Source organism: Shewanella goraebulensis (genome assembly GCF_030252245.1).
GTDB classification, from domain to species: domain Bacteria; phylum Pseudomonadota; class Gammaproteobacteria; order Enterobacterales; family Shewanellaceae; genus Shewanella; species Shewanella goraebulensis.
In genome coordinates this window covers 1,698,532-1,722,548 of record NZ_CP126972.1, presented here as the reverse complement: position 1 = coordinate 1,722,548, position 24,017 = coordinate 1,698,532, and the positions used below count along the sequence as shown (strand labels likewise).

18 protein-coding genes and 1 pseudogene are annotated in these 24,017 nt (G+C 36.1%); 1 reads left to right on the top strand and 18 read right to left on the bottom strand.

Annotated elements, in window-relative coordinates; translation table 11 throughout:
• Positions 1 to 5: 5 nt before the first annotated feature.
• The 10 genes from cysC to QPX86_RS07150 all read right to left on the bottom strand — a co-directional run bounded on the left by cysC (position 6) and on the right by QPX86_RS07150 (position 12,845).
• Positions 6 to 641, bottom strand: coding sequence for an adenylyl-sulfate kinase (gene cysC, locus QPX86_RS07195; protein WP_285164769.1), 636 nt, complete (start codon positions 639 to 641; stop codon positions 6 to 8).
• Positions 642 to 679: 38 nt separating this feature from the next.
• Positions 680 to 2,407 (bottom strand): SLC13 family permease, encoded by a 1,728-nt coding sequence (locus QPX86_RS07190; protein ID WP_285164768.1) that lies wholly within the window; start codon positions 2,405 to 2,407, stop codon positions 680 to 682.
• 93 nt (positions 2,408 to 2,500) lie between these two features.
• Positions 2,501 to 3,907, bottom strand: coding sequence for a sulfate adenylyltransferase subunit CysN (gene cysN / locus QPX86_RS07185; protein WP_285164767.1), 1,407 nt, complete (start codon positions 3,905 to 3,907; stop codon positions 2,501 to 2,503).
• Positions 3,908 to 3,988: 81 nt separating this feature from the next.
• Complete coding sequence (gene cysD, locus QPX86_RS07180; RefSeq protein ID WP_285164766.1) at positions 3,989 to 4,897, bottom strand: sulfate adenylyltransferase subunit CysD; 909 nt, start codon at positions 4,895 to 4,897, stop codon at positions 3,989 to 3,991.
• A 252-nt stretch (positions 4,898 to 5,149) separates the two neighbouring features.
• Positions 5,150 to 6,028, bottom strand: coding sequence for a glycosyltransferase family 2 protein (locus QPX86_RS07175; protein ID WP_285164765.1), 879 nt, complete (start codon positions 6,026 to 6,028; stop codon positions 5,150 to 5,152).
• Between the two features lie 2 nt (positions 6,029 to 6,030).
• Positions 6,031 to 6,939 (bottom strand): glycosyltransferase, encoded by a 909-nt coding sequence (locus tag QPX86_RS07170; protein WP_285164764.1) that lies wholly within the window; start codon positions 6,937 to 6,939, stop codon positions 6,031 to 6,033.
• Positions 6,940 to 7,055: 116 nt separating this feature from the next.
• Positions 7,056 to 8,855 carry a glycosyltransferase family 2 protein gene (locus tag QPX86_RS07165; protein ID WP_285164763.1) on the bottom strand — a complete coding sequence of 600 codons (1,800 nt, stop codon included), beginning with the start codon at positions 8,853 to 8,855 and terminating at the stop codon, positions 7,056 to 7,058.
• The gene (locus QPX86_RS07160; protein WP_285164762.1) at positions 8,852 to 10,174 is read right to left on the bottom strand and encodes a hypothetical protein; all 1,323 of its coding nucleotides are present in this window, start codon (positions 10,172 to 10,174) and stop codon (positions 8,852 to 8,854) included. The genes QPX86_RS07165 and QPX86_RS07160 overlap by 4 nt, the downstream gene beginning before the upstream one ends.
• 102 nt (positions 10,175 to 10,276) lie before the next feature.
• Positions 10,277 to 11,818: a glycosyltransferase gene (locus tag QPX86_RS07155; RefSeq protein ID WP_285164761.1), complete on the bottom strand. Its 1,542-nt coding sequence runs from the start codon at positions 11,816 to 11,818 to the stop codon at positions 10,277 to 10,279.
• 94 nt (positions 11,819 to 11,912) lie between these two features.
• On the bottom strand, positions 11,913 to 12,845 hold the full coding sequence (locus QPX86_RS07150; protein WP_285164760.1) for a sulfotransferase: 933 nt from the start codon (positions 12,843 to 12,845) through the stop codon (positions 11,913 to 11,915).
• Between the two features lie 152 nt (positions 12,846 to 12,997).
• Here QPX86_RS07150 and QPX86_RS07145 point away from each other — a divergent pair, with 152 nt between their 5' ends.
• Positions 12,998 to 13,870: a WcbI family polysaccharide biosynthesis putative acetyltransferase gene (locus QPX86_RS07145; protein ID WP_285164759.1), complete on the top strand. Its 873-nt coding sequence runs from the start codon at positions 12,998 to 13,000 to the stop codon at positions 13,868 to 13,870.
• A 720-nt stretch (positions 13,871 to 14,590) separates the two neighbouring features.
• Here the strand turns inward: QPX86_RS07145 and QPX86_RS07140 are convergent.
• The 8 genes and pseudogenes from QPX86_RS07140 to QPX86_RS07105 form a co-directional block, all read right to left on the bottom strand.
• Positions 14,591 to 15,577, bottom strand: a complete 987-nt coding sequence (locus tag QPX86_RS07140) for a hypothetical protein (RefSeq protein WP_285164758.1) — start codon at positions 15,575 to 15,577, stop codon at positions 14,591 to 14,593.
• On the bottom strand, positions 15,577 to 16,086 hold the full coding sequence (locus tag QPX86_RS07135; protein ID WP_285165148.1) for an adenylyltransferase/cytidyltransferase family protein: 510 nt from the start codon (positions 16,084 to 16,086) through the stop codon (positions 15,577 to 15,579). The genes QPX86_RS07140 and QPX86_RS07135 overlap by 1 nt, the downstream gene beginning before the upstream one ends.
• A 321-nt stretch (positions 16,087 to 16,407) precedes the next feature.
• Positions 16,408 to 16,704 (bottom strand): annotated as a pseudogene (locus tag QPX86_RS20675) (LicD family protein); the annotation flags it as partial.
• Positions 16,705 to 16,829: 125 nt separating this feature from the next.
• A complete protein-coding gene (locus QPX86_RS07125) occupies positions 16,830 to 17,942 on the bottom strand; it encodes a glycosyltransferase (protein ID WP_285164757.1) in 1,113 nt (370 codons plus the stop codon).
• Between the two features lie 2 nt (positions 17,943 to 17,944).
• A complete protein-coding gene (locus tag QPX86_RS07120; RefSeq protein ID WP_285164756.1) occupies positions 17,945 to 19,144 on the bottom strand; it encodes a hypothetical protein in 1,200 nt (399 codons plus the stop codon).
• A complete protein-coding gene (locus tag QPX86_RS07115; RefSeq protein WP_285164755.1) occupies positions 19,144 to 21,081 on the bottom strand; it encodes a glycosyltransferase family 4 protein in 1,938 nt (645 codons plus the stop codon). Before QPX86_RS07115 ends, QPX86_RS07120 begins: the two co-directional genes overlap by 1 nt.
• A 3-nt stretch (positions 21,082 to 21,084) precedes the next feature.
• Entirely contained in the window at positions 21,085 to 21,546 is a 462-nt protein-coding gene (locus QPX86_RS07110; protein WP_285164754.1) for a hypothetical protein, read from the bottom strand.
• 160 nt (positions 21,547 to 21,706) lie between these two features.
• Positions 21,707 to 23,989, bottom strand: a complete 2,283-nt coding sequence (locus tag QPX86_RS07105; protein ID WP_285164753.1) for a thioredoxin domain-containing protein — start codon at positions 23,987 to 23,989, stop codon at positions 21,707 to 21,709.
• Positions 23,990 to 24,017: the final 28 nt, after the last annotated feature.

Here is a 24,017-nt window from a genome sequence, read left to right as displayed (position 1 = left end):
CCTAATTAAATATAATGGTTTGCAGTTAAATACTCGACTACTTGCTCTGCGCAGGCTTTAATATCCTTTTCAGCGGTTTTAACATGCACCTCTGGAGTTAAAGGAACATCATATGAGGAGTCGATTCCAGTGAAGTTTTTTATCTCGCCTGCACGGGCCTTCTTATATAAGCCTTTAGGATCACGTTGTTCGCATACCGCTATTGGAGTATCAATAAACACTTCAATAAATTGGCCTTTAGTGAGCTGCGTGCGGACCATCTCTCTATCTTTAAGGAAAGGAGAAATAAACGCCGTACTCACGATTAACCCAGCATCAACAAATAACTTAGAAACTTCACCAATTCTACGAATATTTTCAATTCTATCTTCATCTGAAAAGCTTAAATCACCATTCAAACCATGGCGAACATTGTCACCGTCGAGCACGTAAGTTTTACAGTTTAAGTCATGAAGCATTTTATCAACGGCATTCGCTACAGTTGATTTACCAGAGCCACTTAATCCTGTAAACCATAATACTGCAGGCTTGTGGCCATTTTGTTTAATACGATCTGAAGCTGATACGCTAGCATTATGCCAAATGACATCTGATGACTTCTCACCTTGTACATCAACTTCTTTATATGGTGTCTGTGACATGAGTTATCCTGTAAGAGATGTTTACTTCATCTCGATTATTAAAATGGGAAAAAAATAGGCACAGCTATAATGACTATCAAACCATATACAATACTGATTGGTAGGCCTACTTTAATAAAATCTTTAATTCTATATTGCCCTGCATTGAACACCATTAAGTTGGTTTGGTATCCATAAGGACTAACGAAACTTCCACTAGCTGCAAATGCGACTGTCATAACAAAAGGCATAACATCAACACCAAAACCTAGAGCTAAACTATATGCAATAGGAAACATCAAAGCTGCTGCCGCATTATTAGTCACTAATTCAGTCATCAACCAGGTAAGTAAATATATTATGATTAGTGCCAAATAAGCATGTTCTTTATCAATACTATGATTAACAAAATCACCGAGATGATCAACAACTCCGGCATTGACTAAAGCATGAGATAATAAAATGGCTGAAGATACAATTAACCAAATATCCACAGGTAGCCTTCTCATTATTTCATTCACATTGACTGAACGGCTAAATAGCAGCAAGCCAAGCAAGATAACCAACCCTTGCAATAAATCGATAAAACCAAAAGCAGCAAAAGCTATTGTTGCCACAAAGCCGCCAACCGAAAGCCACGCTTTCCAGCCACTTAGCCTGACCTCAGTCTCGACTCCTGTTAATACAATGAAGTTTTTACTGATATTTCGTCGGGACTTAAAATCATCCCCAACAGCTAAAACTAAGAAATCACCGGCCTTTATTTCAATATCACCGAGTTTACCAGATACCTGCTCACCATCTCTTCGAATAGCAACAACGGCCGCATCAAACAACGCCCTAAATCCAATGTTTTTGAGCGTTTTTCTAACAAGTATGCTTTCTTGCCTAACTACAACCTCAGTTAGGTTAGAGTCTTTTAGCTCGCTCTTATGGGCAAATGTCATCAGGCCCGAAAATTGACTCAATTGACCAACTTTAGTGATATCTCCACTGAAAATTAACCTATCATTTTCATGTAATATTTCTGAAGGAGCCACAGGGCTGATTAAATGACCATCCCTAACGACTTCAACCAAAAATAAAGATTCTAAATGCCTTAAACCATTGTCTTCTACTGAACGATTTATTAGCTCTGAATTTCCAGCTATTTTGGCATCAATAAAATACTCTTGCTTCCCATCAGTTTGAGGTTCATTTTCAGGAAGAAACTTAACCAAAAGAGCAAGCACTGCGCCACAACCAGTCACTAACATTAAACCAATAGCTGTAAATGAGAAAAATGGTAAAGAGCCCCCTTCTGCATCAATATATAAGCTATTGACAATAAGATTTGTAGAAGTACCAATTAACGTTAAGGTCCCGCCTAGGATGGCAGCATAGGATAATGGAAGTAGTAACTTACTGGCAAAATGATGTGGATTATTTCGGATAGGAGATAATAAAGTCGCGACCACTGCAGTATTATTTAATAATGCAGAGCAAGCAGCCGTAATGGCAAATAATCGCGCAAATGTTCCTTTATAACTAACTAAAATAACTTTTGAAGCAATAAACCGCAGTAGTCTGGTTTTCTCTAATGCAAAAGAGCACACAATCAATAAAATAAGAGTTATTAAACCTGGGTTGGCAATACTTGAAAGTAATTGTGTTCTTGTCACTAAACCACTTGCAACAAGCGAAAGAAGTGTTACACCAAATACAGCTGCTGGACGGCTCTGAAACTTTAACAATCCTACGATTGTTAATAAAAAAATAGCTATTGTTAGATAAGCTTCTATAGACATAACTTAATCAATATAAAAATATAAGAATATAAAAAAAAGGCTGCAAGCATAAATTTGCATCGCAGCCGTATTACATCATCATTACTAATAAAATTAGCCTATGACTTTAGCACCCCAATGAGGGTAATGCTTTCTAACTAAAGCATTAAATTCAACTTCGAATGCTGAATATTCAGAACTAGCTTTAGCTTCTTTACCTGTGATTTCATTTCTGATCATCCCTGCACCAACGGTTACGTTAGTCAGTCTGTCGATAATGATAAATGCACCGGTAGTTCGGTTTGAATCATAAGCATCAAATTGAATAGGGGCATTGACTGCAAAGTTACAACTTCCCATTTCATTTAACTCAAGTTGAGTTGCAGGAAACACTTCTAGAGTATTGACATCCACACGGTGATTAACTGATTCGACATAACCATATACAGACTTGCTGCCTACTTTTATTGCATACTCACGATCAACGTGTAAGGCCTCTTCAGTCATCCACACGACGTCAGCTTCAAAATGGCTTGCTGAAGATGTCAACTCGTGAGGCCGAACTAACATGTCCCCTCGACTAATATCAATTTCATCTTCTAGTGTAATCGTTATTGCCATACCCGCTGTGGCTTTTTCGATATCGCCATCAAATGTCACAATCGATTTTACTTTGCTTTCTTTTCCTGAAGGAAGTGTTTTGACCGTATCACCAACACGAATATCACCAGAAGCAACTGTGCCACAAAAACCACGAAAATCTAGGTTTGGACGATTAACATACTGAACTTGCATTCTGAATGAGCTCGATTTAGCACGATTGATTGAAACTGTATTCAGCAACTTCATCATCGTCGAACCAGGGTACCAAGACATGTTTTCACTTTCGTTAACAACATTGTCACCCTTCAAAGCTGAAATAGGCACAAAGCGAACATCTTCAAAAGAAAGGTTCTCGGCAAACTCACGATATTCTTTCTTGATATTTTGATATACAGATTGGTCGTAATCAACAGCATCCATTTTGTTAATCGCAATAATGACATGCTTAATACCAAGTTGAGAACAAATGAAGCTGTGACGGCGAGTTTGAACTTGAACACCGTGACGAGCATCAATCAAAATAATTGCTAAGTCAGCCGTTGAAGCACCTGTAGCCATATTACGAGTATATTGCTCATGACCAGGAGTATCCGCAATAATAAATTTACGTTGCTCCGTAGCAAAGTATCGATAAGCGACATCAATAGTAATGCCTTGCTCACGCTCTGATTGAAGGCCATCAACTAACAACGCTAAGTCAAAAGAATCATCTGTTGTATTAAAACGTTTTGAATCTTTCTCAATTGCAGCCATTTGGTCTTCAAATATCATTTTACTATCAAATAATAAACGACCAATAAGAGTAGATTTACCATCATCAACACTGCCACACGTTAAAATACGTAGCATATCTTTATTTTCGTGGACTTTTAAATATGCTTCAATATCAGAAGCAATAAGAGACGTACTATTAGACATCAATCTTTCCTTAAATTCTAAGCTTCACCTGCACTGTCAAGCGTGCAAATTATAATCAAACTACCGTAGATATGAGAGAAATTAGAAGTAACCTTCCATTTTTTTCTTTTCCATCGAGCCAGCAGAGTCATTATCAATAACTCGTCCTTGTCGCTCAGAAGTGGTACATAACAACATTTCTTGAATAATTTCAGGTAATGTTTGAGCAACTGAATCTACCGCACCAGTTAATGGGTAACAGCCCAATGTTCTGAAACGAACCATCTTATTTTCTGTGGTTTCGCCTTCTTGTAACTCCATTCGCTCATCATCTACCATGATTAAAGTGCCATCACGCTCTACTACTGGTCGTTCTTTAGCGAAGTATAGTGAAGGAATCTCAATGCCTTCTAAATAGATATATTGCCAGATATCTAACTCTGTCCAATTCGACAAAGGAAATACACGAATACTTTCACCTTTATCGACTTTACTATTATAGATATTCCATAATTCTGGACGTTGATTTTTTGGGTCCCAACGATGCTTATTATCTCTGAAAGAATAAACTCGCTCCTTCGCTCGCGATTTTTCTTCGTCACGTCGAGCACCACCGAAAGCTGCATCAAACCCATGCATGTCAAGTGCCTGCTTAAGGCCTTCAGTTTTCATAATATCGGTATGTTTTGCGCTACCATGAGTAAAAGGGCTGATATTCATTTCCATACCACGAGGGTTTTTATGAACAATTAAATCAAAGTCATATTTTTCAGCCATTTGATCACGAAACTGGATCATTTCTTTGAACTTCCAGTTAGTATCCACATGCATTAGGGGAAAAGGAATTTTACCAGGGTAAAACGCTTTTCGCGCAAGGTGTAACAATACAGATGAGTCCTTACCTACAGAATACAGCATCACAGGATTATCAAATTCAGCAGCGACTTCACGCATAATATGAATAGACTCAGCTTCCAATGCTCTTAGGTGGGTTAATCTTTCTTCGTTCATGGTATTCTATTATCCTAATTTAAATACTTTAATGCAGTGATAATTCACTAACGTCAAATTAAATTGATTAATACTTGTTTAACTCTATATCAGCACAATATTAAGTTGGGCACTAACTCTTGATTAGGCAGGATTTTATCACATCAACCAAGACACTGCTTTAGCATCTGTAAGAATTATTCCTTTCCTTTAAAAAAACCTTTTAACCACATGATTTAATTGAGCTTTTATTTTTTTATAACATATAAACAGTCACTGGTGTGATGACCAATTTTCTTCATAACAATTACGTTTACCCAAAACCCCATCAGCAATGCCTTGAACCATAAATAAACAACGCTGTTTTCTTTGCTTTTGCATCACAGAGTTTAGAATAAATTTAATTGGCATTAATACAATGCACCTTACTTTCCAATATGTTGGTACGTAAGGTCGTCTTGAAAGAATCAAGATATTCCTAAATTGATAATACAATCTAATAGGAGAGCCGACTCGATAGGTAACACCTACAAACTTACTTCTAGAGTCACCCAACCTATGCACCATCTCAACATGCTTAGCTCTGGCAACGTTTAAACCTTTACTCTTAGCTCGCCAACACCATTCATGGTCAACACCATCAATAAACAATGATTCATCTTTGTAACCCACCTCATCTAGCGAACCAAGATCTATTAGCATGCCAGAAGCAATTATTTGATTAACTCCCACTAATTCATCATATTCGAAAATATCTCTTTGGTATCTAGCTCTCTCACTGCGATCAGTAAATGAACATCTTATACTGGGTCCAATTGCCGCAAAGTGATGTTTTAGCGCTTTTGAAGCTTCCAAAAGGCTTGATAGTCTAAAAACCATATCTTCAGGGATTAAACTGTCTTGATCGAGTAAAAGTCCATATTCGCACCCCAAAGACAGTAACAATCTCAACCCATGATTGTGCCCTTTAGCAATACCAACATTTTCAGGAAAGTGAACATAATGATATGAAGAAATGATCAAATTAAAATCATGCTTAGTAGGGCTATTATCAATAATTACAACATGTTCAACTTGATTGTAAACACGCGTAAGTAATCTTTCAACCATACTAAGATCTGGTTGGTAAACAACAATAATAGCACCATTCATTTTTAATCATGTCCTATTATTGTTTTAAGTAAGAACCGATCTATCTTGTAAGCTAATTTTATTATTGGCGCAGGCATAAAACGTAAAACTAAAACAACATTGGCGTATAAGTAGTTTCTTGCGCTTCTTTGATTTAAAAGTTTCATAGCAAGTAGACGTGCTCTAAATTCATTAATAGACAAGCTACGGCCTCTGCGTTCATAAAAGTATCCTAAACGCCTAAAATTAAGTAACGGTTCTCTAATATTGGCAAACTTGAATCCTGCATGAGCTAATGTTATCCAGAAAAAATAATCCTCTGTGTTTCTCATATCTTTCAGATATCGAAACCCTTTTTCAAAGATCGTATATCGCATTACAACTGTTGGGTGATTTATTGGGCATCTTCTGGATAAAGACTTAATCAATACAGTGTGTTTAGTTGGTAAGCAACGCATACCAAGCTTATTTCCATCAGCATCAATTTCCCATAAAGCTGAGCCGAGAACATCAATGTCTTTGTGTTTTTCTAAAAGTTGAATTTGCTTTTCAAATCGATGGGGAATACTAATATCATCAGAATCCATTCGAAAAAAATAGGTTGGGTTTAGTGGGAGCGTCCAGCCAATAATAAAATTCATGCAAGTACTTAAACCAAGGTTTTTCAAGCCATGAATCAATATGACATGCTTATTCTTTCTTTCAATATTATTAAGGTATAAGGAAATGTTTTCATCAACATCACCGTCAATCACAATGACGAATAATGATGGGGATAAGGTTTGAGTTAAGATACTGTTTACAGCCTGCTCAACCCAATTTAACTTATCCATTTTGTAAACAGACATCCCGCAAACCGAGAAAATGTTTCTAGGCAACTCATGCGAGTTCTGAACAATAAAATTATCATCTTTCAAATTGCGTTTTTCCATTCACACTTCTTTTGATATACACAAATGAGCCCACATAATACAGGTGAATCAATGACAATACATCTGAAAACCATCATAATTTATAAACTCACCATCATTGAACAATTTGCCATCAACTAAAGGTACCTAAATGAAAAATCTTCTCTAGATCTCGTTAAATGAACATTATAAAAAGGGTCACAATCAATAACTGTAGACCACCGACTCTCGAGAAGGGCTTTTTCTTGGTCAAATCGTTTCTGTTTTTCTAACGATATATCTAAACCACGCGATTTAGATTCATAGTGGAACAACTCAGCTGTTGCGCAGTAAACATTTTTATAACCTTGCTTTTCAACACGTAGACAAAAATCCACATCATTATAAGCGACACAAAATGCTTCATCTAAACCATCTACTAAATCGTAGAGTTCTTTCTTTACTGCAAGACAGGCTGCAGTAACTGCTGAGAGTTGCTGATTAATATGAGGACGATAAAAGTAACCAGGGTGAGCATTGTTCATCCCTCGATGCGAATGAGCAGCATAACCGCCAAGTCCCATTATCACACCAGCATGCTGTATACTGTTATCTTCATATAGTAACTTAGCACCAACGCAACCTACTTCAGGCAGTACAGCTAACCCTACCATATCTGTTAACCACTCAGCGCTAATTACCTCAGTATCATTATTCAGCAAAACCACAACATCACCTGTTGCATGTTTTACTGCAAAATTATTAATTTCAGAGTAATTAAATGGTTTGTTATATCCTAAAACCTTTACATTTGAGGTTTTGCTTAAAGAGGATAAGTAAGCAAGAGTCTGTGCGCAATCGGTCTGGTTATCTACAATAATAATTTCATATTTTTTGAAACTAGTCTTGCTAATGATACTATCGACACAAGCTTTCAATAAATCATATTGATTGCGAGTTGGTATTATTATTGACGCTGTAGATTCAATACTCGGCATATATTTTACGTGATAAAAGTTGTCAACAGCAGTACTATCCAACTTATAGCTAATTTTTGCAGAATCGAGATGTTCTTTTAATGCTTTCCGTCCAGCTTCAACGGTATATGATTTTGCATTTGAAGACATTGAAGTCGATTCTGGATGAATTCTCCAATGATATAAAATTTTAGAAACATGACCAATCTGGTCATCGCATAATTCATTCGCTGCTCTTAAAGCCAGATCATAATCTTGAGCACCTTCAGCCCCTTCTCTACAACCACCTAGTTTACGTAAGAATCTAGTTTCATAAGCACAAAAATGAGTTATATAATTATGCGACCGCAGTAAAAACAAGTTCCAATCAGATTTAAAATGAGGAGAAGTACGTTTACCATCAAGACCAATAAAGTCTTCATCACTGTAGACCCATTGAATGGATTTATTGGTAACAAACACACTTGCAGTTTCATTTAAAGCATGAGGAGATAACACATCATCATGATCTAAAAATGCAATGTACTCACCAGTCGCCTCGGTAATACCTAAATTTGTCGTTTTAGAAATATGTTGATTAATATCTGAAAATACAACCAAAACTCGATGTTCCATACCACTCAGTTCAGAGAGGTATTTTTTAACTACAGGGCACGTCGATGCATCATCAACAATAACCATTTCCCAATTACTATAAGTTTGCGAAATGACGGAATTTACGCACTCTTGTAGAAATTTAATGGGTGGGTTATACACTGGCACAATGATAGAGATTTTAGGTTGCTTTATTAGGGGCAGAATCTCACACCACAAATTCGGCTCAATATGTTTTATCCAATTCGTGTAAGCCTTCTTTGCAGATTTACCGAAAATCCGATTATAAATTTTATTGCGATACCAATAATATGCAATATACAATGGCTCAACACTCTTAAGGATGTTAATGAGCCTATCACCAAAGATTTTTCGAATTGTGCTCACTTCCCTCTCCTACTAACCCATGTTTTTATCATTTTTGAAAACAATGTCCTGCCTTTGGCTGGTGTATCAAGAGGGGGGATACTACGCAAAGTTGTATTATAGTGATTTAATTTCAACTTAATTTGAGGACCATTCGGCCTAAAAATATGAGCTGCTGCCATAAATTCGCGTGCAGTTTTCACATCACCAATCCTCTCAAAATACAGAGCTATTTCACGCGTGACCTCAGCAGGGTCACTTACAGTGTTCGAGAGTAATATTTTCGATAACGAAGAAATTTCAGTAAAATGGTTCGTTTCTACTTTTTTTACCTGCATCACATTGAAACAATCATAAATTAGCGAGTTAGAAACAAACAAATCAGGGTGAGCTAAAACGGCCCTTCTTATGTGCTCAAAGATAGCAGGCGACTCCAATTCAAGAAAAGCGGCAACGCCTAAAAGCTCATCAGCTGTTAATTCTCTACTAAAGTAAGGATTTCGTTCATTATTGGTAATATTTTCGATCCAAGGTGTTAATTGTGATAACTCGTGTAACCCAATGAATTGATTAACCCTAATTACAAGTTCAGATAGCTTATTATCATACAGCTTAGGAGGGATTAATGAGTAGGCACTATCACCATGAGAATATGATTGCATGACCCTATCTATTTCTGACTCGACTTCTTGAAGAGGAAAATGATTCAGTAATCGTTTAAACTCCAAAGATTGATAAACATATGAAGGGTTTACCCTACGAAGCTCATCAACTTTTATATCAACATCGAAAACATTAAGTAAATCTGAAACAATGTTGCCATGATAAAATAGACTTGTGTCATATGGACGAATAACAAGATCAATTCTATCTGCTAATAATTTGTCCAAATCATCAAGCAATTGAAACTTGAACCCATAAGGCATACTAAATCGTTCTTTTTTTGTATGCCTTTTGACCGATTGATTATAATTTGACTCAAGAAGTTCTAAAGGGTTACGTAAATAAATAATGAACGTTGCGTTGTTAAAGTATTGCTTTAGTTCTGATATTTTATAAAAGAAAAACTCCGATGAAAGTAACAGCACCTCATACGGTGACGCCTCAAAATCACTCAGTAAACGATTTACTTTTTGCTCATCGACAAAAAATTTATTATCGCAATCCTTTGAAAGGACAGCATAAATATTGCCACTGCTTACACCATTGGCATCCAAGCCATGGTTAGGATAAAAGACCTTGTTTTGAGCAAGTACTTCTGTGTTATTTACAAGCCAATTTTGTATAACAGAAGTACCTGTTTTGCCGGGGCCTGCATGTATTACAACTCTTTTGGTCATATTTCCTACCGAAAAAAAATATACAACACTCTACAAATTCAGTGCCTAATCAGATGGTCTAGCCAATTACTACGAGGTTATACGGTAAAAGCAAAAAAAAGTCTATTTATGACCCTTTTTAACTTTCACTTTGTAAATATTGTGAAGACGCTGTAGATAAGTATCACTTAGCGCTGTCACACCTCTCGTTTTACATAACGCTACTCTAGCTTTACTACCAATGGTTAACCTTTGTTTAAGGCTAAGGCTCACCACTTGCTTCATCAAAAAAGCAGCATGATCAATTGAAGGCTCAGCCCATTGGCAGTATTCTGCATGAGGATAATCTTCCTCACTCAATGCAACCAACTTATAATCGACTGGAAAGCCAACTTCAGTGTTTAGAATATCACTAGAACCTGACCAGTTAGTTGCAATAACCACCTTTTCATGCAACATAGCTTCAGCTATTGGCCTACCCAAGCCTTCACTCCTATGGAGAGAGATATAACAATCACAACCTTGATATAAGCGCATCATATTTTGTGTTGAAATAATGCCAAAAATGAACTTGATATTATTATGACCACGGCATAACAGCTCAACTTCTTGCCATTGTTTTTCAGCCCTTTCAACAGCATTAACTTTAAATACTAATTCAACATTTTCATTTTGTTTAAATACAGATAAAAATGCCTTAATAGTAGAAATGGGATTTTTACGGTTTAAGTATGAATTTGCATCAAAAATTGATAAAAATCTAAACACAGGTTTGTGAAGAGCACTTTGATGAGATACAGAAGATTGTTCAGCAGTAACTAATGCTGAGGAGTCAATAATCGAAGGTATCGTCATCACATTTTCAACAACACCTTTGAAAGCTTGAGTACAAAATTCAGACACCCCCCATAACTCATCAAAACAACTCAGTTCTAAAGCACTATCTTTAGGCCAGAGGGGTAATTCCCAAGGCAAAATACCCACGTTGTATATACTATTGAAAAGCGCACCATCATAATACTCTTTGACTTCACTCACTGCCAGTGGACTAATACAAAATAGAGTAATTGGATAAACCAAGCGTCCTGATTTAAATGGTTTAAACTGCCGCTGCGTACTGGAATTATCTGCACTGTGCGGTAGTGAGATAACACTATAAGGTATTCGATTTTCATCAAATAGCAAACATAGATTTCTTAAATCCTCACCTAAGCCTGTAGCACTGTTAGCATAACCAACTATATTCACGCCAAAAGTAGTTGTACAAGAATTAAATCTAATTCTTTTATGAGCCTCAGTATATGGAAGTAACCCCTTTGGGGATAAAAATGGCGACAAACTAAACCGTGAAATTGCAGTATCGAAAAACCATTCTATCAATTGCTCAGCAGTCAGCCCCCCCTTTTTATTTAATCGAACTTGAAAGGCATACTGGTAAGCCAATACCATCAAATTAGTGACAGCGCTTTTAGGACTTAAAACTTTATTACTGCATTGTAAATACGTTTGTAGTTCAGGTGAAACATGCTCATAGCCACCATAAAGCGGCAAGCCTTCAAACAAGCACCATTGAAAAAAAACCTGCTCTGATCGCCGTCTAAGGACAGTGATATCAGTCCGTTTTAAAGGTAACTTTTTAAAATAAGAAGTAAGTGAAGCAATCAAAATGATCCCATCAAATAGACCGAATATACTCAAGAAAAAAAAAATAGCAATATGTGATTATTAAGTTTTCCTCTTAAGTAGCTCTTACAACTCTTTAGTTGAACTTAAACAAAAGCGCCAACTCATCTCTAGTCAAAAAATTATTTACGTCGATTGTGTTTTTGGTTGGCGGTTTATTAAGTAAAGGGTCCCAAGCTTGATCGGCTCGTGCGATCTTCGCTACTTTTGAGGTAAGATTCTCACCAAGAAACACCTCTATGCCACGCAAGGTAATATCTGGCTCCTGCGATAAATCATTATAGTTAATAACTTTTGTCTGTTCTGGGTATTGTTTGAGTAAGGAATTAATTTTGCGATCAATACCGTTTAAGTAATTAATATACTCTTCAATAGGCTTGTTGAGCCAACTGAGTGACGGATCAGATGCTGACTTACCAAGAGCAATTTCTTTTTGGTAACGCTTTCTATGGGATGCTATTACCTCCGCATGTGAGCGCTTGGTAACCAATAATTTTGCTTTCGGAAATGCTTCTATTATCCTATTCGCATACCTGATATGAGCAGGTGTTTTTTCCACTAGCCTTTTCAAACCTGAGTTTTGTGATACATGATAAAAATATGCTCTAAGTACATGTTTATACCTTCGCTCATACCAAATCTTATTAGTTGTTTTATAGTCATCATATTCGTAGTTTAAAACTGTTGAATCAATACTCAAATTGCGCTCAACTAGCGGAATAATCGATTGCTGAAATGTTCTAAACTGCTCAGCATCCCCTAAATATCTTCGCATTTCATAATTTTCATCAGAGGCTTTTTCAAGTAGTAACCAAGGTTTTGCAAAACAAAAAGTTTCAACGGTTGCTTCAGCTAAATCATAGAAATTTGACGCTTGGCACACTTGTTGAAACATCAGGCTGGTTCCACTTCTTTCTGAACCAATGACAAAAACAATCTCCTCTTGGTGAGCCCATTGCTTAAGATGTTTTTTAAATTTCTGAAACTGTTCTGGATTTTGGTATTTCATACTTTTCTCACCACTAAATTCACCATAATATTAATTAAGAAATATGAACCTTTAGTGTCAACACTATGCCTCTTTGATAAAAAACGTTGGAAAGTGCACAATTTTTGTTAAAATCCAAAGCGATTATAATTAGAAAGCAGAAATGAGACAAAATGAAGACTTTCACTGTTTTAGGTAACTGCCAAGCAGCCCCACTCGCCGACATACTAATGAGACAGCCAAGTTTTGCTGCCCACTACCAATACATAAAAATGCCAAAACCAGCCTATATGCTGCAACAGGCTGATTATGAATCAGTTAAAAACGTGTTAGAGCAAATTGATCTATTCATTCACCAAGACATTAGCAATGCATTTGGTCCACGATTTAATACCAGTCACCTCAAAACATTGATGAAACCAGGTAGTGAAACCATTTCATTTCCAAGCATCTATTTTACCGGCTACCACCCAGAAATTTGCTATTTAAGGCATATAGATAAAAAAGCGAATGAATTTAGTGACTACCACGATCAAAATCTTATACAACGATATATTGAGCAGCCAGAAACTGCATATGAAAAGAGTAATAAGGCCATCAATGACCCTACCTACTATTCAGAACAATTTATCAACAAAAATGCTGCAGATAGTCTTACTGAACTAAAACGTAGAGAAGAAAAACTTGATATTCGATTGTCTGACTTTATCGAACAGCATTGGAAAGAAGAACTACTGTTTTTTTCAATGAACCACCCTAGTAGAACTGTATTGAATGAATTAACTAGACGGGTCATTACAAAGCTTAGTCTTGAAGAAAATGCAATTATAGGTAAGTTTCAGCACCTAAATGAATCAAGCTTACCGATCTACGCATCAGTGCTTAAGCACATTAAAGTTAAAAATTGCTATGATTTAAAAATAAAAAACGTTCCTATAAGCATCGAAAAGTATATTTCGAATCATTTAGCCATATATCAACAGCTTAAAGTCTGTGACTTAAATGACAATATTATCAAGCTGAATAATACTTTACCTTCCGATTGAAATTTATTTCTAGTGTAGGCTTATAGAAATTACTGCTTAGGGGATGGAAAATATTCTTTCAGAATTAAACGAACATTTGAGTTTTAGCTAATTCAGACTCTTATTTTTATCTCAAATAATTTTCAATTAACTTTACTGCATCTAAAACTTGTAATGTTTACCCATTGATAAAAATCATTTTTTCAATTTAATATCAAATACAATATTGCTTTGTCAACTCCACGCACAAAAAGCCATGCTTTAATTGTATTTTACCGAATTTCAAACGAATTTATAATATATTATATATCAAACCTAGCAGTTAAAATTGCTTATTGCCCTCCTTAGATTTGAAATAATAAGTCTAAAATATTTATTATCTACATTTAGAAAGAACACTTCAATATGCTAATAAAATCAGTCTCGAATTTTTAGCTATAAAATATCCGTTAACACAGATTTACTTTCAAACAAATGTAGATTTAATAACATTAAAAGTTAGAAAAATAATTAATCCATGACTAAAATTTTGTTCAGCTAATTAATAATAAAAACTAAGCCTATATGACAATAGTGGGTTACTATATTGTCCAAAATAAAAATACTTGATAATTTCTCACCAAGCATTTATATTCATTAAATATCCTGAAGTCATATTACATCTAATAAGTCTTAACCAAATTAAGCAGCCTTATAACCTCTTATTGAAATAAAACGCTGGGGGCTGACTAGTTTACTTTCCTATAAAAATACAGGTTGTTGATTAAAAATCATAGACATTTCTTTAATTAACTTATCTCTAATGGAAGGTAAACTGTATGTATTACAAAAATTAAGTTCACTTATTTTTGGTTGCTCAATAACGCAATTACATTTCATTTTTAAAAAATGGTCTGAGTGCCAGCTCCTCGACTTTAATTGAACACACACACCCTTTGTTAATAATAGCCCATCTTCAAGGAAAGGCTCTAACTCACAAATATATTGAGCAAATGCTTTTCTTTGATTTATAGTCAAACCTGCATGACCACCAAAATATTGATTTCTTATAAGACAAGCAAGTGTTTGATGATTATTATAAGAGCGATTTGAGGGCTCCCCGGTAACCTTACACAAATTAATATTTACACCTAGTTTTTTTGATAAAACAGAAGAGAAATCATCAACAACCGATCCATTTTCTAGTTTATCTCTATTGAACGGTATTGCGAAAACATTACCTTTCTCACAAAGCCCTATCCAAGGTGTTAACATTTTCTCGACATCAAGGTACTTTAATTGCTCAAAAACAAACTCAGCTGATTCGCCTGCAAATGCCTGTCTCCTAACCCATTCTTTATATTTTGTATTGTAATAAGAAATTGCATCCCTTATGTAAACAATAAATGAAACCTCAAAATATTTATTTACTTCATTTATTTCACTTAGATCCATTTTATCTGGTGATAAAAAGTTCTCATGCGATAAAACTAATACATTACAATTTTTTGACTCTGATTCAGAGTATAGTTTAGCCCATATATTGTTTTCTTTATGGTGTGTATTAAACAACGTCTCTCGAATATAAAAATGACGCGAACCTACCCCATAATCATGGCGCAAACCAGTATCAGGATACAAGACTCCACATTCTTGATTCAGTTCTCGATGGGCAAGTAACGCATCCTGAAGTGCTGTGCTCCCAGTTTTGTGCATCCCACCGTGTATAATAAGTTTTTTCTTCTTCATTATTTAGTATTGCCCACAGAAGATGCCAAGTTAACGACAATATCCAGTGCTGCATGCAACGATGATTCTAGCTGAATCACATCCTCAGCAGATATTTTGGCAAGAGCTTTTTTAATATCAGTAGTCGATACATCTTGCGTTCTATCAAGGTATATGACTTCGCAACAGTCGTTTAAGTCGTCAAATTTTCCAGACCAATCACTTCCCATACCAAATATGTCAGCATTGAAGCGCTTGATATCTTTTCTCTTTTGCTCCCAAGAGTCCTCAGCAAACACTTCATCAACAAATTCAGTTGCTAATAGAATTTCGGCTCGCTCTTCAAATGAACAAAAAGATTTTTTACCTTTACTAGCGTTAAACTCATCGCTTGAAACGCCAACGACTAAGCGGTCTCCCAATTGCCTTAAGCGTTTTAGCAAACGAGCATGTCCAACATGAAACAAGTCAAAAGTACCGTATGTTAATACGGTTTTTCTTGGTCTAGATTCGGTATTAACAGGTTTTATTATTAGATCTTCTAGTGATATTTCATGCCTATAATTTAGTATTTCTGGTTGGGTTATAGGATAAACACCAATCGTTTTTAACTCTTCGATTTCGGGCAAAAAAGATTCAAAGTTCATATGCCTTGCGACGATAGCTTCACTTACATCAAAACCACTGCGGCTAAAGTAGTCATGGAAATCGCCAATACCTTTTATGATTAGTGGGCCAAAATTATAATCTTTCAACGGATAAAGGTCAGTAACCTTGATTGAACGTTTAGGAAACCACTTTCTAAAACTGTCACTCTTATAATGCAATCTTAATTCGCCATCAATTAATAGTCGCTGACCAACGAATACATCTATTTGCATATATATTTTTTGAGGGCAAATAGTTTTACTTGTACAGTAAAACTGATAAAGACCATTATGCTCTGATTCTTTTAATGTAATTCCAGCCTTTTCCAGTTGAGGAGAAATATCAAGCAGTTTTTGTTCAAAAGTCTCTTCAATCATCACATCTAAGTCATCATCCCACGGAATTATACCTTTATGTCTTACGCAACCAAGCATCGTTCCAGAATGAGCAAAGAACTCAATTCCATTTTTTAATAAAACATCCTGAAAAACGTTAAACATACGATAGTAACTAGTCATTACGCCTTTTTTTAAAATGACACGGTTAAAAAAACTATCAAGTTTATGTTTTTTTTCTACTTCACTCAGCTTAATATCTGACATGTTAAAATCTCTTTACCTAATAATTAACTAAATAATTTCTTAAATGATGCAATAAATCTACCGTTATATTGGCTCAACACTTTTTTTGAATCTTGCTCTAATTGAGCAAGTTCACGGTGTTCTAGTAGCTGATTACAACTACCTATCACGTCTTTCATAGTCGTTAATGTTTGATGTCTATTATTCGTTTCTATTCCAACCATTGCGTCAACGGTTGCAATAAGTGGCCGGCCAAAGGCAAGTGCTTCAATTGATTTAATTTTGAGTCCTGTGCCACCAATCATAGGGTTAACCATGACATCCATTTCTCGGTAAAACTCACTCAAGCTGTCAACCAGACCATGTACAATAAATGGTACTGTATTAGTGCCTAGAGCACGACATACCGTGCCAGCTAAATGAAATTCTACCTTAGAAAGATCGACATCAGAGGCGATAATTTGCTGTTGAAACGCCGCTATTGAAGCTGTGTTAAATGGGTTACCACTTCCTATGTAGCCCACTCTTAATTTACCATTTTTACCCTTAGGCGCTGGTAACAATACCTCAGAAGGCACAACATACCCTACGACTTCAACCCGTGAATCAGTAATGGTTTTAAAGTATTCCGCTTCTTCATCTTGAATAGCAAGTACTATATCTGCTCTTGCTAATGCAAATGACTCTAATTCTTTTGAAGTGTAAAACCAAACAGGTTCCATCCCCGCCGCTTTTGCTACAAGGTGCCGGTCACCAAACACATCATGAGTATCAATTATCTTTGTCACGCTTTGAGGAACAATATCGAGTACTTTAGAAAACCAGACATAATTGACCACACAATGTGAGAAATCCCATACCCTACATAGCTCTGAGACTAATTGGCTAACTCGGTCATCATACCAGTCATCAACATGAAAGTACTCTTCAAATGACGGCTCTGCTGCGGGCCCTTGTGGCTGTACATAATAAAAATGTTCCCAGCATTGTGTCATTTGGTGACTTTGCTGTGGACTTAACCCTTCTAGCCCAAAATAAACAAAATGCACTTGATAACCTAAGCCCTGCCACATTTTGCATAGGTGAAATATTCTAGCGCTGTTTCCTTGATTTTGAGGATGCGAAGGAATTGGCGAAACAACTAATATTTGTTTCATTATTAATTCTCCTGCCAATATAAACTTAGCTGTTCGATAGCGACACCTATATGCCGCCCAGATTCTGGGATATGACTCACACCAGCAAGGCTCAGATTTATAACGATGCTTCCCTGATAGTCTTCTTTACTGACATAAAAGTCGTGTTCTACCGCACTATTTTCCGTTAACTCGCATTCACAGGAAGACTGGCCTTCGATAAACAAGCGAGCCGAGCGACTTTTTGCTGCATCTTGGACTGCATAGAGTTTTATTTGTAAATGGTATTGCCCAAAACTTGGCAATGGTAAAATAAATGCAGTTGTAGTGTTAGGCCCAGTCCAATTATAAGATACACCATCATATTCTTCTAAAGGATAAACGTTTTTAGCTAGCACAGAAGGCACTGAAAAATGCTGTTGCTGCCCTCTTAAAAAGTCTATAAATTGACTTGAATTTAACGAACGAGTCGATGCCAATGCTAAATCACATTGCTCTTTGTATACAGCAATGTCAGGACGATAATCACTTGGTGAAACTTGATTCAATAATCTTGTAAAACTCTGTTCTAGTTGTTCAGTTTTAGCTAAAGCGAACATGTCCATGGTGATACTAGATTGCTCGGGTAACTGATCAATCAACTCACCGCGATTATTATAAAGGTTTAATCCCAGTTGTTCACAAAGCGCAATTAAATCGGTAATACGCGATATAGAGTATGCAGGTGGTACAATAATAGTAATTAATGGCTTGGTTGCTGCAATCACTTGTGATGCTCCACGTAATAACTCAACCACGTTATCCGAGTCATTGATATGCAGCCAACCTAAAGACTTAAGACCAGCAAATACAGTATCAACCTTTCTAATTGGAATAATTATTTTTTCCCCTAAGTTGTCTGCTGCTCCCCCCTTGGAGGATTGATTTGTATGCCAGTCAACATCTTCTGCACCAAGAATGTAGTTATGTTTATAGACTTCACTTGTTGCTTTTGAAGTATCAAAACACCAAGGGCCAAATTTTTGAACAACTGATAATGAATTAAAGAAAAATACATCTAAATCATAAGATGTTGCTAATTCATATGGCAGTGATGCCGGAACATCAATAAAAATCGCCCTAGTTGCGGTTTTGAATCTTTGACAAAGTAAGCCATACAGGAGGCTACGTTGCCTTATAGGATAGCGGTCGGCAAAGCTGGTGCTACTATGTTTCAAGCTCATTATAACGGCTCCATCATATAATCAATTCCACACTTAGGAGACATTGACTTCATTCCTTTTTGGGTCAAAAGGATTGCTTCAGAATTAGCTTGTGGATATTGTGGCAAAGGGTAACGGTCAACCATACGACTAATTAATTGCCCTGTAAAACACCATTGTGATTGATGGTATAGCTGTTCAACTCTTTCAAAGTTGATGTCTTTTTCAGCCGTTTCAACATTAGTTACTTTAAAGCCAGCAGCCTCAAGATATTCAATGAAAACTTGTTGATTTAACGGCACAGCAGAATCAACGTCTTGATGATCTATTTTAATGGTTAGTACTAGAGTTGATGCTGTATTACACAGCCCATTAAGTATCGCTAACAAATAAACGGGATCGTCAATAAACGTAGCAATGGGGAAAATGGCATAGACCACTTTATATTTATGCCAATGTTGAAAATAATTATCTTCGGCAAGTGAATCAAAATCAACAGCGGTAATATCGGTAGTACCATATTGCAAAACCGAACTGAAAAGCGCTTCTTCATCCTTTGCTGTGTTTAGCAGTAATGTGTCTTGTCCGCTTACCCCAAGAGGAATCAACGATTCTCGCCAAGCAAGCCCGAGATTAGCATCCGTTTCATGCTCTAGTTTTTGCTTCAAAAGAGCCTTAGGCAAAAAATAATTATCGGTTACATTTAACTGCTCACTAAATGCACAACTATGTTTTATGCTAGGTGCGGTAGAGCTCGCAATGACTTCAAGGTATTGTTTTGTTGTTACTTCAATATGATGCGTTCTTTCAATCCAGCCTTTTGCCTTGATGCCATATGCAGTTCTTTCATCGCTATTATTGGCGAGCTTCAATAATGACTCCGTTAATAAAACCTGAAACGAATCGTCATAGTCTAATTTGCAAGCTACGTCATCAGGAAGTTCTGCAAAAGGACCAATATTGACCACTAAGCAACAGACTCCCATTCCAAGCGCTCGTGTTAGTGTGCCAGAGCTTTCACCACCTGTTGGGTAACGTAAGTTAATAATTAAGTCGGTGGCGCCTATATGTTGGTAGAACTCTTGCTCATTTAAAAAGCCAGTTACAATGACTTTATCTCGCAACCCAGCTGCTTGAATATCGGCATAGACGTCATACTCATGTGGCTTGCATTGACCAGCTAGAACATAAACAAAGTCAATGCCGCTCTTATCAAGTTCGATTAACGCGGTTAATACTGCCTTAATTTGCTTAGCCTTGGCAATAAAGCCCATCGAGGTGAAAATTAATTTATCTTGTGGTAAGCCAAGTTGGTTTCTGTACTCATTTTTTAGCTTTCTAGGATAATGAGCGATAGTTGGGGCTAAGTGGTGAGGAATAACACTGACATTTGTGTTACCTCTTGCCATAATTCGATCGGCAGAATACTGAGAATGAACAATAATTTGGCTAGCTGAATCTAAAACACTCGCATTCAATTCAAGCTCTTCAGGTGAAAAACTGCCTTTCCAACCAAAACTTTCAAGTTGTTGACCCAAGAGTTTCCCCAACCGACCATATTGATAAGCTAAAGCCTCGGTATAGGATGGCTTACTATCACAACTTAATGTGGTTAAGCCTATCAAGTGATGTAAATTTAAATCATGTACGATCACCACGCCAGGAGTGGATAATAAAACGGGTAGCAAGTATTGTGTGTCATGATTATTACCAACATGGTAAACATGTTTAGCATGACTAAATTCTATTCGGTTTTGCAAATACTCAGTTAATCGAATAACCGTTACATAACTTGGCACTCCGATCGGTTCGGGGTGATTATCTTCAATAACAATGTTTAAGTTATGATTTTGAGAAAAGTAAGGAACCTGCTCTAAAAAATAATCTGCAATTCCATTTGGTTTAGGAGGAAGTGGACAAAATACTACTATCTTATTTTCATTGTTATTAAACAACATAATCTATTTCTTATCTACTTTGACAATCTGTTCCATTTCTCGAGTTAGCTTTTCTCTATGAAGCGCTAACAGAGCATCTACACGTTTTTCCATTTCTTGGCCAAACTCTTGTAAAATTTTGTCAGGTTGTTGCCTTATGGTCACGTTTTGCGAGGTTTGCAATTTTCCATCGATATATAAATCTAATTTTCTAGGAGCGACATCAAATACACTTAGGCCAGGGTCAAAGCTAAAACCATGGTTACCTGAACCAATCCCTGCAACCAGTAAATCTTCTCTCATGACATTAGCTTCGCAATTAGCAACAACGACATTGCCTTCTTTGAGCTCAATCTTACACGTATGGTTTGGTCGCGCTGCATCACATGCCCAACCACTGATCAAATCTGGTTGCATAACATCAACGTTAAAGCTCACCGCACTTTTTCCTAATAACCCTTTAACTAACTGCTTTAGCTTACTCATTCGATCCTAAACCTTCTATTTATCTTTGCAATGACACAATTATGTCATTTATAAGTATAAATAAAAACGCTATCCCAGAACAAGAAGCCAATTTATGTCAAAAACTTTCCTTAAAGCAACTACTGAGTAGCAAGGGTGTTAATCAATCATGGCATATACGCTAGAGAGAGGTGGTAGGATATAAATTTAGCGTTTCTGGTAATAAACATAATTTATCGGAACAAGACTGCAGATTAATGATGACATTATGTTTATTATTGCTCTTTAAGCTATTCGTATTCATTTTAATATCAAAATTACCTTCGAATAGTTTCAGTGGGTTCTTTGAAAAACTGAGTGATTGCAACTTTGCTTTTGGATAAGTTACTCTCGTAAATACCTTATTAAACTCAGCTATATTTTCTACAGTGACTTGAGTAGCGTGATATCGTTCATCAATTACCGAATCGGCATTGATATGCCAGCCTGGTTCTAAATCTATATTCGCAATAATACTATTTTCATCTTGAGTTACAATAACTTTACCATGGCCATTCGCAAAAAATGTTTGTCCAACATTAATCTGCTTAACCTTTGCAGAAAGTTGATTTGACAAAGTATATTCATTTACTAATAAATGTAGTTGTTCTTTATCGAAGCTGGATATTCTTCTTGATAACTTATTATAACTTGGCTCTTTAAGTAGTTTATAGCCTTCAGCAAAAGCTTGGTAAACATCTGACTTAATTGAAGCAAGCTCACTATCATGATTTAAATCCATTAATGCTTTAAACTTAGTCTTTGAATTTAATATAATTTGTAAATCCATCAGGAGAGTGTTAGCTCGAACTTGAAAACTCGATGCTTTCCTAGATTCAGACCAAGATTCATAGAATGATAATTTTAATAATGCTATAGCAAGCAAAGCATAATCATCAAATTGAGCTTCTATACTCACTTTTCCAAGAAATTCACTTCGATATAATTGTTCACCTATGTAAAAGTTGTCCCACAAATGATTAATTAAGAGCAGTGCTTGAGTGTAGAATTTTTTATCATGAGTAACAGTAAATGCGTCCAATAATGCTATCGCATATAACGCATTCCAACTAACCAATACTTTTTCATCTACAAGGGGCTTACTCGCGATTTGTCTATAAGATTGAACTTCTGAAACAAAATTCAAAGTTCTCCAATCATCAGGTAACTTCTTCAAAAATATTAGGCTACTATTAGGAGCTACTAGCTGAATAGTATCGTATCCAAAATACTCCTTTGATTTACTGTCTCGTTTAATTATTCCTTGGGGTAATTGATAATACGCCCCTTCTACTCCGCCAGAGAGTGCTGAGACAGCTGAAGCATATCCATACTGCTGCTTTAACCATTTCTCTACCCAGTTATTTGTTTGCTCCAAGGCAGTGAAATATTCCTTTTTTGCAGTAATTGCGTACAATCTTGATAATACTCTTATCATATTTGCTTGGGTATACAGCATTTTCTCATAATGAGGTTGTTGCCAGTTACCATCGACAGCGTAGCGGTGAAATCCACCTTCAATGGAATCGTAAGTAGGACTTAATAAAATACTTCTGACTTGAGACTCAACGATATCTAGATATTTTTCATTCCCTGTTCTTAAATATTCATCAAGCAGACCTAAAGACCAATTCGCACGTAAAAATCTCGGCCCAGATTGAGTAGACTCTTTTTGCAGAAGATTTAAAATAAGTTCATGTTGCTTTGGTAACTCTTCTTTTAACTGAGCAAATGATGCCCTATTAATTTTATCTTTTCCTACTTGAAACGAGTTTTTATAGAGTTCGTGTTCTATACGCTCAGAAACAGCTAGAACAGTTTGTGTAGATTGCTTCCAACGTTTCGACAGGCTAGTAATAATCTTATTAAATTTGGCTTTACTCAAGTACGAGTCAATCCAAATAATATCTCCATCAGGAGTAAGCACGACATTGATTGGCCAGCCAGCTTCACCTTTTAACACCTCTAGCGCTGTTTTAAATCGGTTATCCACTAATGGCCATTGTTCTCTATCCACTTTGACACTAATGTAGTTTAGATTAAGCTCTTGACCAATCATGGGGTCTGAAAATGTTTCTTGTGCCATTACATGGCACCAATGGCAAGTTGAATAGCCAATAGATATAAAAATTAACTTCGACTTATCAATATGGCCTTGTTCAAAAGCATTAACCCATGGAACCCAATCTATTGGTTGTAATGCATGACTAAGAAGATATGGTGAATCAGCATGAATTAATTCATTTATATAACTAGGGCTAATATCTTTGGTAATGACTCCTTGCGAAATTAACCATTCTTTTCTAGTTTCAAATGCATTCAATGACGCTTTATCAAAAACCAAATCATTGACTGATTGTTGCCCATAAACTAAACCTATACTGGCCACTAAGGTGTAAACAATCATAATCAAACGATAAATCATTTCATTCTCTCTGAAACTGCTAAATGCA

What these genes read in the sequence shown, in the direction of transcription:
- QPX86_RS07190 (WP_285164768.1), bottom strand. Translation starts at nt 2,407, where the DNA reads ATGTCTATAGAAGCTTATCTAACAATAGCTATTTTTTTATTAACAATC.
- QPX86_RS07160 (WP_285164762.1), bottom strand. Translation starts at nt 10,174, where the DNA reads ATGACCAAAAGAGTTGTAATACATGCAGGCCCCGGCAAAACAGGTACT.
- QPX86_RS07120 (WP_285164756.1), bottom strand. Translation starts at nt 19,144, where the DNA reads ATGAGCTTGAAACATAGTAGCACCAGCTTTGCCGACCGCTATCCTATA.
- QPX86_RS07140 (WP_285164758.1), bottom strand. Translation starts at nt 15,577, where the DNA reads ATGAAGAAGAAAAAACTTATTATACACGGTGGGATGCACAAAACTGGG.
- QPX86_RS07115 (WP_285164755.1), bottom strand. Translation starts at nt 21,081, where the DNA reads ATGTTGTTTAATAACAATGAAAATAAGATAGTAGTATTTTGTCCACTT.
- QPX86_RS07105 (WP_285164753.1), bottom strand. Translation starts at nt 23,989, where the DNA reads ATGATTTATCGTTTGATTATGATTGTTTACACCTTAGTGGCCAGTATA.
- cysD (WP_285164766.1), bottom strand. Translation starts at nt 4,897, where the DNA reads ATGAACGAAGAAAGATTAACCCACCTAAGAGCATTGGAAGCTGAGTCT.
- cysN (WP_285164767.1), bottom strand. Translation starts at nt 3,907, where the DNA reads ATGTCTAATAGTACGTCTCTTATTGCTTCTGATATTGAAGCATATTTA.
- QPX86_RS07110 (WP_285164754.1), bottom strand. Translation starts at nt 21,546, where the DNA reads ATGAGTAAGCTAAAGCAGTTAGTTAAAGGGTTATTAGGAAAAAGTGCG.
- QPX86_RS07125 (WP_285164757.1), bottom strand. Translation starts at nt 17,942, where the DNA reads ATGAAACAAATATTAGTTGTTTCGCCAATTCCTTCGCATCCTCAAAAT.
- cysC (WP_285164769.1), bottom strand. Translation starts at nt 641, where the DNA reads ATGTCACAGACACCATATAAAGAAGTTGATGTACAAGGTGAGAAGTCA.
- QPX86_RS07175 (WP_285164765.1), bottom strand. Translation starts at nt 6,028, where the DNA reads ATGAATGGTGCTATTATTGTTGTTTACCAACCAGATCTTAGTATGGTT.
- QPX86_RS07150 (WP_285164760.1), bottom strand. Translation starts at nt 12,845, where the DNA reads ATGAAATACCAAAATCCAGAACAGTTTCAGAAATTTAAAAAACATCTT.
- QPX86_RS07145 (WP_285164759.1), top strand. Translation starts at nt 12,998, where the DNA reads ATGAAGACTTTCACTGTTTTAGGTAACTGCCAAGCAGCCCCACTCGCC.
- QPX86_RS07170 (WP_285164764.1), bottom strand. Translation starts at nt 6,939, where the DNA reads ATGGAAAAACGCAATTTGAAAGATGATAATTTTATTGTTCAGAACTCG.